General features: G+C 63.4%; 15 protein-coding genes. 9 read left to right on the forward strand and 6 right to left on the reverse strand.

Annotated features, from left to right (window positions below; genetic code table 11):
• The first annotated feature begins 10 nt into the window (after positions 1 to 10).
• From QOS90_RS09195 to hpaI, 7 genes are all read left to right on the forward strand, one after another.
• Positions 11 to 775, forward strand: a complete 765-nt coding sequence (locus tag QOS90_RS09195) for a fumarylacetoacetate hydrolase family protein (protein WP_027596131.1) — start codon at positions 11 to 13, stop codon at positions 773 to 775.
• Between the two features lie 5 nt (positions 776 to 780).
• Positions 781 to 2,241 (forward strand): 5-carboxymethyl-2-hydroxymuconate semialdehyde dehydrogenase, encoded by a 1,461-nt coding sequence (gene hpaE / locus QOS90_RS09200; RefSeq protein ID WP_085273213.1) that lies wholly within the window; start codon positions 781 to 783, stop codon positions 2,239 to 2,241.
• A gap of 93 nt (positions 2,242 to 2,334) precedes the next feature.
• Positions 2,335 to 3,258 (forward strand): 3,4-dihydroxyphenylacetate 2,3-dioxygenase, encoded by a 924-nt coding sequence (hpaD, locus tag QOS90_RS09205; protein WP_085273099.1) that lies wholly within the window; start codon positions 2,335 to 2,337, stop codon positions 3,256 to 3,258.
• 59 nt (positions 3,259 to 3,317) lie between these two features.
• Positions 3,318 to 3,728 carry a 5-carboxymethyl-2-hydroxymuconate Delta-isomerase gene (locus QOS90_RS09210; protein WP_085273098.1) on the forward strand — a complete coding sequence of 137 codons (411 nt, stop codon included), beginning with the start codon at positions 3,318 to 3,320 and terminating at the stop codon, positions 3,726 to 3,728.
• A gap of 51 nt (positions 3,729 to 3,779) precedes the next feature.
• Positions 3,780 to 5,087 carry an MFS transporter gene (locus QOS90_RS09215; RefSeq protein ID WP_085273097.1) on the forward strand — a complete coding sequence of 436 codons (1,308 nt, stop codon included), beginning with the start codon at positions 3,780 to 3,782 and terminating at the stop codon, positions 5,085 to 5,087.
• A 17-nt stretch (positions 5,088 to 5,104) separates the two neighbouring features.
• Positions 5,105 to 5,908 (forward strand): 2-oxo-hept-4-ene-1,7-dioate hydratase, encoded by an 804-nt coding sequence (gene hpaH, locus QOS90_RS09220; RefSeq protein WP_027596126.1) that lies wholly within the window; start codon positions 5,105 to 5,107, stop codon positions 5,906 to 5,908.
• 10 nt (positions 5,909 to 5,918) lie between these two features.
• Positions 5,919 to 6,722: a 4-hydroxy-2-oxoheptanedioate aldolase gene (hpaI, locus tag QOS90_RS09225; protein ID WP_027596125.1), complete on the forward strand. Its 804-nt coding sequence runs from the start codon at positions 5,919 to 5,921 to the stop codon at positions 6,720 to 6,722.
• Positions 6,723 to 6,829: 107 nt separating this feature from the next.
• On the opposite strand, the gene QOS90_RS09230 is transcribed toward hpaI, so the two are convergent.
• The 3 genes from QOS90_RS09230 to hpaR all read right to left on the reverse strand — a co-directional run bounded on the left by QOS90_RS09230 (position 6,830) and on the right by hpaR (position 9,639).
• Positions 6,830 to 7,768: a p-hydroxyphenylacetate 3-hydroxylase reductase component gene (locus tag QOS90_RS09230; protein ID WP_085273096.1), complete on the reverse strand. Its 939-nt coding sequence runs from the start codon at positions 7,766 to 7,768 to the stop codon at positions 6,830 to 6,832.
• Positions 7,769 to 7,843: 75 nt separating this feature from the next.
• A complete protein-coding gene (locus QOS90_RS09235) occupies positions 7,844 to 9,013 on the reverse strand; it encodes a p-hydroxyphenylacetate 3-hydroxylase oxygenase component (RefSeq protein ID WP_027596123.1) in 1,170 nt (389 codons plus the stop codon).
• A 203-nt stretch (positions 9,014 to 9,216) separates the two neighbouring features.
• Positions 9,217 to 9,639 carry a homoprotocatechuate degradation operon regulator HpaR gene (gene hpaR / locus QOS90_RS09240; protein ID WP_085273095.1) on the reverse strand — a complete coding sequence of 141 codons (423 nt, stop codon included), beginning with the start codon at positions 9,637 to 9,639 and terminating at the stop codon, positions 9,217 to 9,219.
• Between the two features lie 240 nt (positions 9,640 to 9,879).
• Here hpaR and QOS90_RS09245 point away from each other — a divergent pair, with 240 nt between their 5' ends.
• Both QOS90_RS09245 and QOS90_RS09250 read left to right on the forward strand, forming a co-directional pair.
• The gene (locus tag QOS90_RS09245) at positions 9,880 to 11,178 is read left to right on the forward strand and encodes an NAD(P)/FAD-dependent oxidoreductase (RefSeq protein WP_085273094.1); all 1,299 of its coding nucleotides are present in this window, start codon (positions 9,880 to 9,882) and stop codon (positions 11,176 to 11,178) included.
• A gap of 30 nt (positions 11,179 to 11,208) precedes the next feature.
• Positions 11,209 to 11,574 carry a cupin domain-containing protein gene (locus QOS90_RS09250; protein WP_027596120.1) on the forward strand — a complete coding sequence of 122 codons (366 nt, stop codon included), beginning with the start codon at positions 11,209 to 11,211 and terminating at the stop codon, positions 11,572 to 11,574.
• Positions 11,575 to 11,717: 143 nt separating this feature from the next.
• Here the strand turns inward: QOS90_RS09250 and feaR are convergent, their stop codons facing one another.
• The 3 genes from feaR to QOS90_RS09265 all read right to left on the reverse strand — a co-directional run bounded on the left by feaR (position 11,718) and on the right by QOS90_RS09265 (position 14,834).
• Positions 11,718 to 12,659, reverse strand: coding sequence for a transcriptional regulator FeaR (feaR, locus tag QOS90_RS09255; RefSeq protein WP_027596119.1), 942 nt, complete (start codon positions 12,657 to 12,659; stop codon positions 11,718 to 11,720).
• A 113-nt stretch (positions 12,660 to 12,772) separates the two neighbouring features.
• Complete coding sequence (locus QOS90_RS09260) at positions 12,773 to 13,357, reverse strand: DUF3156 family protein (protein ID WP_085273093.1); 585 nt, start codon at positions 13,355 to 13,357, stop codon at positions 12,773 to 12,775.
• Positions 13,338 to 14,834 (reverse strand): APC family permease, encoded by a 1,497-nt coding sequence (locus QOS90_RS09265; RefSeq protein WP_085273092.1) that lies wholly within the window; start codon positions 14,832 to 14,834, stop codon positions 13,338 to 13,340. Before QOS90_RS09265 ends, QOS90_RS09260 begins: the two co-directional genes overlap by 20 nt.
• Positions 14,835 to 14,893: the final 59 nt, after the last annotated feature.

Below are 14,893 nucleotides of genomic sequence, written 5' to 3' on the forward strand. Positions count from 1 at the left end.
GACTGCACCTGTGAAACACGCCCGTATCCAGTTCGACGGCCAGGTCCATAACGTCACCGTCGAAGACGACCACCTGCGCCTGGCCGACGGCCGCCTGGTGCATGAAGACCAGGTGACCTGGCTGCCACCGGCCACCGGCAGCATGTTCGCCCTGGGCCTGAACTACGCCGACCACGCTGCGGAACTCGCCTTCACGCCGCCCACCGAGCCGCTGGCGTTCATCAAGTCGCCGGGCACCTACACCGGCCACAAGCAGGTCACCTGGCGCCCGGACAACGTCGCCTACATGCACTACGAGTGCGAGCTGGTGGCGGTGATCGGCAAGCAGGCACGTAACGTCAAGCGCGAAGACGCCCTGCAGTACCTGGCCGGCTACACCGTGTGCAACGACTACGCCATCCGCGACTACCTGGAAAACTACTACCGCCCCAACCTGCGGGTGAAAAACCGCGACGCCACCACCCCGGTCGGCCCGTGGATCGTCGATGCGGCCGACGTGCCAGACCCGTCCAACCTGAAGCTGCGCACCTGGATCAACGGTGAGCTGAAACAGGAAGGCAGCACCTCGGACATGATTTTCGACATCCCTTACCTGATCGAATACTTCTCCAGCTTCATGACCCTGCAACCGGGCGACATGATCGCAACCGGCACCCCAGAAGGCCTGGCAGACGTAGTGCCAGGCGATGAAGTGGTGGTGGAAGTGGAAGGCGTCGGTCGCCTGGTCAACCGCATCGTCAGCGAAGCTGACTTCTTCAAGAACAACAAGGCATGAGCAGCATGATCAAGCACTGGATCAACGGCCGTGAGGTCGAGAGCAAAGACACCTTCGTCAACTACAACCCAGCCACCGGTGACGCGATTTGCGAAGTCGCCAGCGGCGGTGCCGAAGAGGTCGCGCAGGCGGTTGCGGCGGCCAAGGAAGCCTTCCCGAAATGGGCCAACACCCCAGCCAAGGAACGTGCCCGTCTGATGCGCAAGCTGGGCGAACTGATCGACCAGAACGTGCCGAAACTGGCCGAGCTGGAAACCCTCGATACCGGCCTGCCGATCCACCAGACCAAGAACGTGCTGATCCCGCGTGCCTCGCACAACTTCGACTTCTTCGCCGAAGTGTGCACCCGCATGGATGGCCACACCTACCCGGTCGACGACCAGATGCTCAACTACACCCTGTACCAGCCGGTGGGTGTGTGCGGCCTGGTAAGCCCCTGGAACGTGCCGTTCATGACGGCCACCTGGAAGACTGCGCCGTGCCTGGCCCTGGGCAACACCGCCGTCTTGAAAATGAGCGAATTGTCGCCGCTGACTGCCAACGAACTCGGCCGCCTGGCCGTTGAGGCCGGCATCCCCAACGGCGTGCTGAACGTGATCCAGGGCTACGGCGCCACCGCCGGCGATGCGCTGGTGCGTCACCCCGATGTGCGTGCGATTTCCTTTACCGGCGGCACCGCCACCGGCAAGAAGATCATGCAGACCGCCGGCCTTAAAAAATACTCGATGGAGCTGGGTGGCAAGTCGCCGGTGGTGATCTTCGAAGACGCCGACCTGGAACGCGCCCTGGATGCAGCGCTGTTCACCATCTTCTCGCTCAATGGCGAGCGCTGCACGGCCGGCAGCCGCATTTTCATCCAGGAAAGCGTTTACCCGCAGTTCGTCGCCGAGTTCGCCGCCCGCGCCAAGCGCCTGATCGTGGGTGACCCGACCAACCCGAAAACGCAAGTAGGCTCGATGATCACCCAGCAGCACTATGACAAAGTCACCGGGTACATCCGCATCGGCATCGAAGAAGGCGCACGCCTGGTTGCCGGCGGCCTGGAGCGCCCGGCCAATCTGCCGGCGCACTTGGCCAAGGGGCAGTTCATCCAGCCCACCGTGTTCGCCGACGTGAACAACAGCATGCGCATCGCCCAGGAAGAAATCTTCGGCCCAGTGGTGTGCCTGATCCCGTTCAAGGACGAGGCCGAAGCACTGCAACTGGCCAACGACACCGAATACGGCCTGGCCTCGTACATCTGGACCCAGGACATCGGCAAGGCGCACCGCCTGGCGCGTGGCATCGAAGCTGGCATGGTCTTCATCAACAGCCAGAACGTGCGCGACCTGCGCCAGCCGTTCGGCGGCGTGAAAGGCTCCGGCACCGGGCGTGAAGGTGGGCAATACAGCTTCGAAGTGTTCGCCGAGATCAAGAACGTGTGCATTTCCATGGGCAGCCACCACATCCCGCGCTGGGGTGTATAAACCGTCTCGATCAAGCGGGTAACCCTGTGGGGCGGGCTTGCCCGCTCCCACAGGCCTCGACACCCTAACAACATCCTCTTACCGGAGATTTCCATGGGCAAACTCGCTCTCGCTGCCAAGATTACCCATGTACCGTCCATGTACCTGTCCGAGCTGCCTGGCCCGCGTCAGGGCTTTCGGCAAGCCGCCATCGACGGGCACTACGAGATCAGCCGACGCTGCCGTGAGCTCGGGGTCGACACGATTGTCGTGTTCGACACCCACTGGTTGGTCAATGCCAACTACCACGTGCTCTGCGGCCCGCATTTCAAGGGCGTCTACACCAGCAACGAACTGCCGCACTTCATCAGCAACATGGAATACGAGTTCCCGGGCAACACTGCACTCGGCCAACTGCTGGCAGCCGAATGCAACCGCTTCAACGTCGAGACCATGGCCCACCACGCCACCACCCTGGGCCCTGAGTACGGCACCCTGGTGCCGATGCGCTACATGAACCAAGACCAGCACTTCAAGGTGGTTTCGGTCTCGGCGCTGTGCACCTCCCACTACCTGGCCGACAGCGCCCGCCTCGGCTGGGCCATGCGCAAGGCCGTGGAAGAGCACTACGACGGCACCGTGGCGTTCCTGGCCAGTGGCTCGCTGTCACACCGCTTTGCGCAGAACGGCCAGGCGCCGGATTTCGCCACCAAGGTGTGGAGCCCGTTCCTGGAAACCCTGGACCACCGCGTGGTGAAGATGTGGGAGAACGCTGAATGGGAAGAATTCTGCGGCATGCTCCCCGAATACGCCGCCAAGGGCCACGGTGAAGGGTTCATGCATGACACCGCGATGCTGCTCGGTGCCCTGGGCTGGTCGAAGTACGACGGCAAGGCCGACGTGGTAACGCCCTACTTCGGCTCGTCGGGCACCGGCCAGATCAACGCGATCTTCCCGGTCACCCCGCAGGAGGGTGCTGCCATCCCCGCCGCGCAGGCCGCCAACCCGGCCGCGGTGGTGTCCACCAGCCGCCTGTAGTTCCGCTGCCTGGCCGCTCTGCCGGGCGGCCAGGCGTTTCTGCCAAGAGGATGCCCTTCATGCCACACCTGGTTCTGCTCTACACCCCCGACCTGGAAACAGACGCCGACATCCCGGGCCTTTGCCGTGCCCTGGCCAACACCATGCTCGAACAGCGCGATGCCGCCGGCAAGGCCGTGTTCCCCACCGGCGGCACCCGCGTGTTGGCCTACCCCGCCGCGCACTGCGCAGTGGCGGATGGCAACGGCGACTATGGCTTTTTGTACGCCAACCTGCGGATGGCCAACGGCCGCTCCGCGGAGGTTCACAAAACAGTCGGCGACAGCCTGTTGCAGGTGCTCAAGCAGCACCTGGACGCGCTGCTCCAGCAGCGCCCCATCGGCATCACCCTGCAGATCGACGAGAGCAACGCGCAGGTCTACGACGCCAAGCACAGCACCCTGCACCCGCTGTTCAACAAACCGGCCTGAGCCAACGGCCGACACCTTTCACCGTCTCATCACACAACAAGTACAACAAATATGAGCACACTCGAGCACGCCTCGCGCAGCACGGCGCAAGCCACACTCCTCGACAGTACACACCGGACCGTCACCTGGCGGCTGATGCCGTTACTGTTGGTGTGTTACCTGTTCGCCCACCTGGACCGCATCAACATCGGCTTCGCCAAGATGCAGATGAGCCAGGACCTGCACCTGTCCGACACGGTCTACGGGCTGGGCGCCGGGCTGTTTTTCATCGCCTATGCGTTGTTTGGCGTACCCAGCAACCTGATGCTCGACCGCGTCGGCCCGCGCCGCTGGATCGCCAACCTGATGGTGGTGTGGGGCACACTGTCGACCTGCATGCTGCTGATCGAGAGCAGCAGCGCGTTCTACCTGCTGCGGTTTGCCCTGGGCGCGGCGGAAGCCGGGTTTTTCCCAGGCATTCTGGTGTACCTCAACCGCTGGTACCCCGCGGGCCGCCGTGCCCAGGTCACGGCATTGTTCGCCATTGCCGTGCCGCTGGCAGGCGTGGTCGGCGGGCCGCTGTCGGGCAGCATTCTGGCGTTCATGCATGACGCTGCGGGCCTGCGTGGCTGGCAGTGGATGTTCCTGATCGAAGGCGCCCCGGTGATCCTGCTCGGCCTGGTGGTACTGGCGGTCCTGCCCGAGCGTTTCGAGCAGGTGGCCTGGCTCGACGCGCAGCAAAAAGCCGCCCTGCGCGCCCAGTTCGGCCAGGAAGAACAGCGCAAGCCGGTCACCTCGTTCGCCGGCATCCTCGCCAGCCCTGCCGTGTGGCTACTGGTGGCGGTGTACTGCGCAGTCATGCTGGCGGTGAACACGCTGGCGTTCTGGATGCCCAGCCTGATCCACACCGCCGGCATCGGCAGCGACGCCAGTGTCGGCCTGCTCAGCGCCGTGCCGTACCTGGCCGGCTGCGTGTTCATGCTGGCCTGCGGACGCTCGTCCGACCGCCACCGCGAGCGCCGTTGGCACCTGTCCATCCCCCTGCTGATGGCCGCGGCCGGTATCGCGATCGCTGCCCTCGCGCCCAACCAGGCACTGCCCGTATTGGCCGGCCTGGTGCTGGCAGGCATGGGGGCAAGCGCCGCCCTGCCGATGTTCTGGCAACTGCCTACGGCGTTTCTCAATGACCGCACCCAGGCTGCCGGCATCGCTCTGATCAGCTCGCTGGGCAGCATCGCCTCGTTCGCCACGCCCTATTTCATCGGCTGGGTCCGCGACACCACGCAAAGCGCCAGCCTCGCGCTGTATGTGCTGGCTGCGTTCATCACCCTCGGCGGCCTGCTGGTGCTGCGTACCCGCGCCGCCATCGTCAACCCTTGAACCTTGAGACTTCAACCATGCTCGATAACGCATTCATCCAACAGGCCGCCGAGCGGCTCGACCAGGCCGAGCGCTCGCGCGAACAGGTGCGCCAGTTCTCGCTCGACCAGCCTGCCATCACTATCGAAGATGCCTACGCCATCCAGCGTGCCTGGGTGGCCAAGAAGCTCGCCGCCGGGCGCAAGCTGGTCGGCCACAAGATCGGCCTGACCTCACGCGCCATGCAGGTCTCGTCGAACATTACCGAGCCTGACTACGGCGCGCTGCTGGACGACATGCTGTTCGATGAAGGCAGCGACATTCCGTTTGAGCGTTTCATCGTGCCGCGCGTCGAGGTCGAGCTGGCCTTCATTCTCGGCAAGCCGCTCAAGGGCCCGAATGTGACGGTGTTCGACGTGCTGGACGCCACCGAGTGGGTCATCCCGGCGCTGGAAATCATCGACGCGCGCATTCAACAGGTCGACCCGCAGACCCAGGCCACGCGCAAAGTGTTCGACACCATTTCCGACAACGCCGCCAACGCCGGCGTTGTCATGGGCGGGCGCGCAGTACGCCCCACCGAGATCGACCTGCGCAAGGTGCCGGCCGTGCTTTACCGCAACGGTGTGATCGAAGAGTCCGGGGTCAGCGCCGCGGTGCTCAACCACCCGGCCAAGGGTGTCGCGTGGCTGGCCAACAAGCTGGCCGCGTACGACGTCACCCTGCAGCCGGGCCAGATCATCCTCGGTGGCTCCTTCACTCGCCCAGTAGCCGCACGGCCTGGCGACACCTTCCACGTCGACTATGACCTGCTCGGCTCGATTGCCTGCCGTTTCGTTTGAGGACTTGCCCATGGACATGCCCGTCAACCGCTTCAAACAACGCCTGCGCAGTGGCGAGCCGCAGATCGGCCTGTGGCTCGGCCTGGCCGATGCATACTGCGCGGAGCTGGCGGCCAATGCCGGCTTCGACTGGTTGCTGATTGACGGCGAGCACGCGCCGAACGACCTGCGCGGCATGCTCGCGCAGTTGCAGGCGGTGGCGCCCTACCCGAGCCAGGCGGTAATTCGCCCGGTCATTGGCGACACGGCGTTGATCAAGCAAGTGCTGGATATCGGCGCGCAGACCCTGCTGGTACCCATGGTGGAAACCGCCGCGCAAGCACGCCAGCTGGTGCAGGCCATGCAGTACCCGCCCAAAGGTATACGCGGCGTGGGCAGCGCTCTGGCGCGGGCGTCGCGCTGGAACAGCATCCCGGGTTACCTCGACCAAGCCGACGCGCAGATGTGCTTGCTGGTGCAGATCGAGAACAAACAAGGGCTGGCCAACCTGGATGAGATCGTTGCGGTCGAGGGCGTCGATGGCGTGTTCATCGGCCCGGCCGACCTGAGCGCCGCCATGGGCCACCGCGGCAACCCTGGGCACCCTGAGGTGCAGGCAGCCATCGAGGACGCGATCGTGCGCATCGGCAAGGCAGGCAAAGCGGCGGGTATTCTCAGTGCGGACGAGACGCTGGCGCGGCGCTACATCGCCTTGGGCGCGGCGTTTGTGGCGGTGGGGGTGGATACCACGGTGCTGATGCGTGGGCTGCAGGATCTGGCGGGGAAGTTCAAAGGTACGTCGGCGTCGGTGAGTGACGGGGGCGGGGTTTACTGAACAGCAATGGGGCTGCTTTGCAGCCCTTTCGCGAGCAAGCTCGCGCCTACAGGGACCGCGTGATCCCTGGGGCGATGGGCCGCAAAGCGGCCCCGGTTATCAAAGGCTCACATCTTAATGATCGCCTTCAACACCGTCTTGAAGGTATCCAGCTGCTCTTCACTGAACTGCCCAAACACCTTGTCCTGCTGCTCCCTGGCAATGGTCCACAGCGCCTCGGTCTCATCCACACCTTTCACCGAAAGCCGCACCCGCCCCTCATCGTCAGCAATCAGGCCCTTGCGCTTGAGGTTGGCAACCGCTTCCTCGATCTCACGCGCAGGCATCGCCACTTCGCGCTGCAGGTCGTTGAGGCTGAGCCCGGCATCGTTCTCCAGCACCATCAACATGCGCGCCTCACTGGTACGCAACCCGGTGCTCAGTTGACGTGGCTGGTAATCACCCTGGTAGGCACGCAACGCCTGGGTCATCAGGTAGTACAGGTTGTGCTGCAGGCGGCCCTGGAAGTGGCTGCTCGGCGCCTGGCCCTCTGCACGCTGGGTCATGCGTGTGTGGGGCAGCACCATCGAATAGGCGCCTTGGTGGTACAGCAACGGCGAGCGGCCGAAGTCATCGAACGCCACCACCTTGCCCACCAGAATCCAGTGGTCGCCGCCGTCCAATTGCTGAAACTTCTCACACTGGAAGCGCGCCGAGCAGTCAGCCAACAGCGGTGCGCCACCCGCCCCTTGCTGGTAATCGATGCCTGCGAACCGATCGTCCTTGGGCCGCGCGAAGTTGTTGGACAGCTCGATCTGGTCCGCCGCCAGAATGTTCACGGCAAAGTGCGACGCTTCTTCGAATACTTCATGGCTGGTGGAGCGTTTGTCGATGCTCCACAAGATCAACGCAGGCTCCAGCGAGACCGAGTTGAAGCTGTTGGCGGTGACGCCGACCTTGCGCCCGCTGGCGCCAGCGGCGGTGACTACGGTAACGCCGGTGGCGAAGTTGCCCAGCGCGCGGCGGAAGGCTCGGCTATCGAAGGCCGTGGTGTTTTCAGTGGACATGCAAGACTCCCGAACAGGCCAGCGGCCTGCCCTGTTTGTTGTTGTGGTTGTAAGGGGAATTGACCCGCGCGCGGGTCAGACCATCGCCGGATCAGGCTCCAGGCCCATCAGCTCGCGGCCGAGGATCTGCGCGCAAACGTCATAGTCGGTGTAGGCGTGGGCACCGGTCAGGTGCGCATCACGGAACAGCCGCTGCATCTCGTTGCTTTCAAACCAGGCGCCGCCGCCGGACGCTTCCATCAGCCGGTCTACCGCCTGGATACACATCTTCACGGCATAACCCTGGTTGGTCCGCCAGAACGCCAGTGTGGCGCGTGTGGGGTATTCGTGGCGCTCGCTGTACTCGGCGATTTCATCCCAGCTTTTTTCCAGCAGGGCACGGGCGGCGGCCACTTGATGGGTGGACTCGGCCAGGCGCATCAGCGCAGGGGTTGCAGCCCCCACTGCGGCGCCGGTGTAGGCACGTACGCGGTTGCGGGTTTTCTCGCGGAACACCTCCAGCATGCGCTCGGCGACACCGAGGCTGACGGTGGAAAAACCACTGGCGAAATACGGGCGGTACGGGGCGAAGAAGATCTTGCTGTCTGGGTACAGACCAAAGCCTGCCGACTTGCCTTCCATCATGTCCTTGGCCTTCTGGATGCGGTGCTCCGGCACGAAGGCGTCACGCACGATCAAGGTCTTGCTGCCGCTGCCGCGCATGCCCACGGCATACCAGTCATCACGGATTTCGTAGTCGCTGCGCGGCAGAACGGCAAAGCAGTAGTCCTGCGTACCTTCGGCATTCTTGCGGCGGAACCCCATGATCGCCCACTCGGCATGGTCACAGCCGGAACTCCAGCCCATTTCGCCACTGAAGGTCACGCCGCCTTCGACTTCCTCGGTACGGCCAAAGGGCGCGATGCTGCTGCTGGCCGTGGCATCCGGGTTGGTTTGCCAGACCTCCTGCTGCAGCGTGGGCGAGAACATCGCCATCTGATGGCTGTGGGTGCACAGCAGGCTCATGGCCCACGCGGTGCTGGCGCAGGCGCCTGCCAGCAAGGCGATGCACTGGGCAAACTGCGGCAGCGAGATCTCCATGCCGCCATAGTGTTTAGGCAAAAAGGCACGGTGCATGCCGATGCTCTTGAGCAGCGCGATATTCTCTGCCGGGACACTGCGATCTTGCTCTGCACGCACCGCATTCGCAGCAATTGTCGGCAGGATCGACTTGAGGTCTTCCAGCAGGGGATTTGGCTTTTTCATGAACGGTCTCTTTATTATTGGAGAGTCAGCTGCGGCTGCGCACGCCCTGTGGCGCAGGCGTTACGGTGCTATGGCACAGCCGGCAAGTCGGTAAAGACGCGTTCAGTATGTGAGGTGCGAGTGCGCCTCGAAATGCACGTTACGGCGGGAAAATTGCACTTTCCATGGTGTTGATCAGCCGAGGTGCGGTGGGCTCTGGCGGGTCACGGTTTGATCTTTTTCATTTCGTTGAGCAGCTGCATCAGTTGCTGCAGTTTGTCTTCGCCGAACTGGCTGAGGATCCGTTCATAGTTGCGGGCCATTTCCTCGCTCATGGCCATGAACGCCTGCTGCCCCTTGTCGGTCAGGCTGATGAACACCCGGCGCTGGTCTTCTGGCGACTTGCGCCGGGCGACGACCCCATCGCGCTCGAGCCGCTTGAGCACACCGCTCATGCTGGGCTTGAGGATGCAGGCAAGCTCGGCAAGCTGATGGCTTTCCAGCTCGCCTTGCTGGTGCAGGATACGAATCACCCGCCACTGCTGTTCAGTCAGGTCATGGGCATTCAATGCCGGCCGAAAAAACGCCATCGTGGCTTCGCGAGCCTGCAGCAGGGTAAGGGTCAGAGAGGGTCTTGGTGTGGTCATGCGTGCCCGAGCATCATGGAAAGTGGCGAGCAGGCCAGTATGCCAGCACGGGCTCATTAATACATTAACCAATCAGCCGCTGGCAGCCCTGTGCAACCGCTGCCAGTGGCACTTGCAGGCTGGTTACACTCGCTGGCAGGCAAGGACAAGACACCTGCCGATGGTCAGGCGCTCAATGGCCTCTTGTGCCAGAGCGCTTGCCAAACGGCCCTATCACACTTCTATTCAGCAGGCGGCGTCATGATCACCCTCGAGAGCCCGACCTATTACTCCGCGACCAAAAAGTACAACCTGAACTTCCCCACGCTGGAACGTGACATCGACGCCGATGTCGTGGTCATCGGGGGCGGCTTTTCCGGCATCAACACCGCGCTGGAGCTGGCGGAAAAAGGCGTGACCAACATCGTCGTGCTCGAAGCGCGCTACCTGGGTTACGGCGGCACCGGGCGCAACGGCGGGCAGATCATGGCGGGCATCGGCCATGACCTTGAGAAGATCCGGCGCAGTGTCGGCGACAAGGGCCTGCAGGAGATCTTCGCGATCAGCGAACTGGGCGCCGGCATCATCAAGGCACGCATCGCCCGCTACGACATCGACGCCGACTTCTGCCACGGCTATGGCTACATGGGCTTCAACAGCCGCCAGGAAAAGACCCTGCGCGCCTGGGAAAAGCAATTCAAGGCCATCAACCCACATGACGAAATCCGTTTTCTGGGCGGCTCGGAAGTGCGGCAGATCATCGGCAGCGACGCCTACAGCAGCGCCCTGCTGCACATGGGCGGTGGCCACGTGCATTCGCTCAACCTGCTGCTCGGCGAAGCCCAGGCCCTGGTCGGCCACGGTGCACGCATTTTCGAGCACAGCCCGGCGCTGGAAGTGACCTACGGTGAGCGCATCAAAGTGCGTACCGGGCGCGGCTCGGTGCGCGCCAGCAAGCTGCTGTGGGCCTGCGACAGCTTCCTCAACAAGCTGGAGCCCGAACTGCACAGCCGCACCATCAACACCTACGCCTTCCAGATGATGACCGAGCCGCTGCCGGAGGCGCTGATCGACCGCATCAGCCCGATCCGCGGTGCCTACAGCGATATCCGCCCGGTGATCGACTACTACCGGGTCACCCGCGATAACCGCCTGCTGTTCGGCGCTGCCACGTCCTGCATCGAGCATATCCCGCTGGACCTCAAGGCGTGGAACCGTGCACTGATGCTGAAGATCTTCCCGTACCTCAAGGACGTGCGCATTGACCTGGCCTGGGGCGGCCCGATGGCCACCAGCGCCAACCTGTTCCCGCAGATCGGCACGCTGAGCAACCGCCCCAATGCGTTCTATGTGCAGGGCTATTCAGGCTTTGGCGTCACGCCTAGCCACATCATTTGCAAGATCCTCGCCGAAGGCATGCACGAAGGGTCCGCACGCTATGGCCTGCTCAGCTCGGTCAAGCATGCGCGAATCCTCGGCAAGGACCATTTCCGCCCGCTGCTGCTCACCGCCGGCAAGGCCGCGCACCAGCTGTCGGGCTATTTCAACGGCCGCCGTTAAACCTTTCCCTCTCATCACTGGAGCACTGCCATGACCCTCACCGCCGCCAAACAAGGCGTCCAACTGTCCGAACTCGACCCGTGGGGCAGCGTTGCTGACTTGGGCTCGGAGATTCTCGAAGGCGACGTCAACGCCTTCGGCAAGATGACCCACGGCGCGCCGACTGACCCAGTCAGCAGCGCCTACTTCGGCACCACGCGTGGCAAGTTCCGCATGGTCTACCCGTTCGACGAGCAGGCGGTGATCGTCACCGGCGAAATCCAGCTGACCGATGAATCCACGGGGCAAGTCACCCGCTTCAAGGCCGGTGATGCCTGGTTCGTCAGCAAAGGTACGCCGGTGCTGTGGGAGGTGCTGAGCGAATCGTTCGTCAAGCATTACCTGGCAGTGGCCTGAGGTTTGCCCCCGGATTGACACGACCTGGGTAGGAGCAGCCTTGTGCTGCGAAGAGGCCGGTGAAAACACAGTGAACTTACACTGCTTTCACCGGCCTCTTCGCAGCACAAGGCTGCTCCTACCTGGGTCGCGGTAAGCGCGTGTCAGGCCATGGCCTGGGCGCGGAAGTCCTTGGGCGATTGCTCGAACTGCTTTTTGAACGAGCGGCTGAAATGCGCCGAGTCGGTAAAGCCCCACTTGTAGGCGATCGAGGTGATCGACTCGCGCTTGAAGAACGGGTTGGCCAGGTCGTCCGCGCTGCGCTTCAGGCGCGCACGCTGAATGTAGCGGCAGACGCTGTCACCCTCCTCCTCGAACAGGCGGTACAAATGCCGAACCGAAATGTTCAGCCGGCCGGCCAGGTTGGCCGGTGTCAGCCCGGGCTGTGACAGGGACTCGTCAATCACCTGCTGCACATAGCTGCGCAGGTTGGCACCACTGAGCGGGCCAAGGGTGTGCGGCGAGTCGCCATTGCGCTCGAAACCGGGCTCCAGCAATGCAATGAATGCCGTCTGCAACGCATCGCCTTGCGCACCATCGCCACTGGCATGGTCGTCCTTGCACAGTTGGTCCATCAAAACATGCAGCATGCGCCCGCAGGCATTGGATGAGGAAATCTTGCCGAACATCGCACCGCTGCCTTGCACATGCTTGCGCACCTGCTCGCGGGAAAGGGCCAGCGAAACATGCTCGATCAGCCCGCTGGGGGTGATCTCGCAACGCCCGACAGAGTCCATCAGCAGCAACTCGCCCGGCGCCAGGCTGACCTGCATGCCGCCCTGCGCCACCGTCGAGTAGCCCATGCGCTGGCTGACCAGAAAGCAATGCTGGTCGTCGTCGAGGGTCGGGTTTTCGCCCAGGCGGCGGATGTTGCCGGCATTGGTGCGCAGATTGGCCAGTGGTAACCCCGCACGGGAAAACGTCGACACTTCGCCGATGAACAACGCCGGGTTGGAGGCCAGCTCGGTCTCGAAACGGCCGCAGATCTGCTGCATGTCCGTGGTCCAGCGTTCCAGACCCTGACGGTTGGGTTGTTGAGTGTGCATGGGTGCCCTCGACGCAGAATTTGTTGTTATGCAGCCATTGTTAACATGTTATCAATGGCCGCACAACTGTGATCTCTCGTCTGAAGCTTGAGCAAGGCACGTGCCAAAAAGGCTTAGAGACGCGGCAGCGATTGCCCGAATAGGCCGAGGCAGGCCATCAGGTGCGCGCGTTGCGGCGGGCTGATCTGAATGTAGCGACGAAACGCTGGCATGCGGTTGACCACTTCGCTGCCGCCCATGTGTTCCAAGGTCAGCCACCAGTGGCCATCGCGGCATTCCAGGGTCAGGCGCTTGAAATCCAGCGGCATCAGGGCGGCGGTCAGTTGCGCATTGTTCAGCAGTTGCTCACGTACTTGGGCGAAACGCGCCTTGTCGCCGCTGCGGTACACGCACGCCAGGCCGGTACGACGGATTGCACCCGCATGACGCATTTCAAGCATTACCCCGCCCCCTTGCAGGGCAGGCAGGCACAGGCGGAATTCGCAGGTGACCACATGCATCAGCAAGTGCGCCTCGACACACTCACGTACCTCAGCACGCCAGCCCAGCGCCGGGTTGTCGATCACCCCGCGGGCGGGTTCCAGCAACTGCATGTGCACCTGCCCCAGGTTACGCGACAGCAGCCCCAGCGTGGCCCCGGGCCGGTAGCCGGCCGGGGCACGCGGCGCCAGCAGGCGATCACGCAAACGTCTGATCATGGTGCAGGTGCTCCACTGCATGGCCCGGCTCTGCCGCATATTCTTTTTCCAGCACATCCTCGACCCGCGCCGGCTTGAATGGGTTGACCTTCTGCACGCACAGCGTCCAGAACAGCGCATAGGTGGCGGTGCCGGCCAGCATGATGGCGAACGGCACATAGATGTCGGCCGGGTTCATGCCTGGTGGGGTGATGAACGCCATGCCAATGACGATACCGCCACTGGAAATGATCTGCGGCAGCGGGAACAGTGGCGAGCGGTAGGCCCGTGGCAGGTCGGGCCGGCGGATGCGCAGGATCACCACCGACAGCGTCACCAGCAGGTATGCCGTGCTCCAGGCACACACTGCCGCCAGCACCAGGTGCAGGATGTTGTCCGGGTTGCCGCCCAGGTACCAGGCGTGCAGGCAAGGGATCAGGGCAACCACGAGAATGCACAGCAAGGGCGTCTTGAACCGCGGGTGCAGGTAGGCGAAAGCCTTGGGCAGCGCGCCGTCCACCGCCATGCCGTACAGGATGCGAGGCACCCCGGCCATCAAGGTGTTGATGGTGGCGGCGCCGGCAAACAAAAAGCCGATACCCAGCCACACCGGGCCGATATCGCCCATCACCTGTTCAGCGAAACGCGGGATGGCCATGGGCGTGTCGAGCAAGTGCACGCCGCTGGCGGCATCGAGCACGACGTTTTCCACCTGGCGCTTCATGGCTGCGCCATAGATGAACATGCAGCTGGCCACACCAAACAGGCCCAGCGCCATGGCCCGCGGCAACACCCAGGCCGAACGGCGCAGCTCCGGCGCCAGCGGCGTGACGAACTCACAGCCGACGAACATGAACATGGCCATGCCGATCAGCGAGAGGATGGTCATCAGGTCGGTGCCGACCAGCGACGCCCCGAACGGCCCTTCCAGCTCGACCGCCGGTGCGGCGATCAGGCCCAGCACGCCGAACACCATCAGCGTGGTCCACATGCCGAAGGTCAGGATCACTTCGGCCCGGCTGAACGCACTGACCCCGAAGGCATTGAGCACGGCGAACGCCAACACGAAGCAGACACCCAGCAGCCACGAACCGCCCGCCGACTCAGCCAGGGTGTTGAGGTGCTCGAAGTTCACCAGCGCCATGACCCCCGACAGGATGGTTTCGGCAGTACCGGCGAACACGTGCACGATCAGGTAGGCCGACAACGTGCCGGTGATGGCGAAGAAGCGGCCCATGCCGCAGTTGATGTAGTCGTAGACCGACCCTGTGGTTGGCAAGATCGAGGCCGCTTCGGCAAAGGTGGTCGACTGCGCCAGCATCATCAATGCCGCGATGACCATGGCCAAGGCGAAGGCACTGCCACCAATGCCAAACCCCATGGTCGCGGTCAGGATCACCGGGCTGGCCATGATCAGCCCGACGGTGCTGGCCAGCGCCGTAGGAAAACCGACACTGCCCCGGTTGAGATGCTCGGTGAGCTTATTGTTGAGTGACATCGTTATGCCCCGGCTTGTTTTTGTGGCGTTGAACGCGGCAAGTGAACCTGCACGCACGG

Origin of the sequence: Pseudomonas sp. LAIL14HWK12:I10, assembly GCF_900184205.1 — a bacterium.
GTDB classification, from domain to species: domain Bacteria; phylum Pseudomonadota; class Gammaproteobacteria; order Pseudomonadales; family Pseudomonadaceae; genus Aquipseudomonas; species Aquipseudomonas kermanshahensis.

Excerpts from the sequence above, each read along its gene's own strand:
- hpaD (WP_085273099.1), top strand. The coding sequence starts at position 2,335 with ATGGGCAAACTCGCTCTCGCTGCCAAGATTACCCATGTACCGTCCATG.
- QOS90_RS09235 (WP_027596123.1), bottom strand. The coding sequence starts at position 9,013 with ATGAAAAAGCCAAATCCCCTGCTGGAAGACCTCAAGTCGATCCTGCCG.
- feaR (WP_027596119.1), bottom strand. The coding sequence starts at position 12,659 with ATGCACACTCAACAACCCAACCGTCAGGGTCTGGAACGCTGGACCACG.
- hpaE (WP_085273213.1), top strand. The coding sequence starts at position 781 with ATGATCAAGCACTGGATCAACGGCCGTGAGGTCGAGAGCAAAGACACC.
- hpaR (WP_085273095.1), bottom strand. The coding sequence starts at position 9,639 with ATGACCACACCAAGACCCTCTCTGACCCTTACCCTGCTGCAGGCTCGC.
- QOS90_RS09265 (WP_085273092.1), bottom strand. The coding sequence starts at position 14,834 with ATGTCACTCAACAATAAGCTCACCGAGCATCTCAACCGGGGCAGTGTC.
- QOS90_RS09250 (WP_027596120.1), top strand. The coding sequence starts at position 11,209 with ATGACCCTCACCGCCGCCAAACAAGGCGTCCAACTGTCCGAACTCGAC.
- QOS90_RS09210 (WP_085273098.1), top strand. The coding sequence starts at position 3,318 with ATGCCACACCTGGTTCTGCTCTACACCCCCGACCTGGAAACAGACGCC.
- QOS90_RS09245 (WP_085273094.1), top strand. The coding sequence starts at position 9,880 with ATGATCACCCTCGAGAGCCCGACCTATTACTCCGCGACCAAAAAGTAC.
- hpaH (WP_027596126.1), top strand. The coding sequence starts at position 5,105 with ATGCTCGATAACGCATTCATCCAACAGGCCGCCGAGCGGCTCGACCAG.
- QOS90_RS09215 (WP_085273097.1), top strand. The coding sequence starts at position 3,780 with ATGAGCACACTCGAGCACGCCTCGCGCAGCACGGCGCAAGCCACACTC.
- QOS90_RS09230 (WP_085273096.1), bottom strand. The coding sequence starts at position 7,768 with ATGTCCACTGAAAACACCACGGCCTTCGATAGCCGAGCCTTCCGCCGC.
- hpaI (WP_027596125.1), top strand. The coding sequence starts at position 5,919 with ATGGACATGCCCGTCAACCGCTTCAAACAACGCCTGCGCAGTGGCGAG.
- QOS90_RS09260 (WP_085273093.1), bottom strand. The coding sequence starts at position 13,357 with ATGATCAGACGTTTGCGTGATCGCCTGCTGGCGCCGCGTGCCCCGGCC.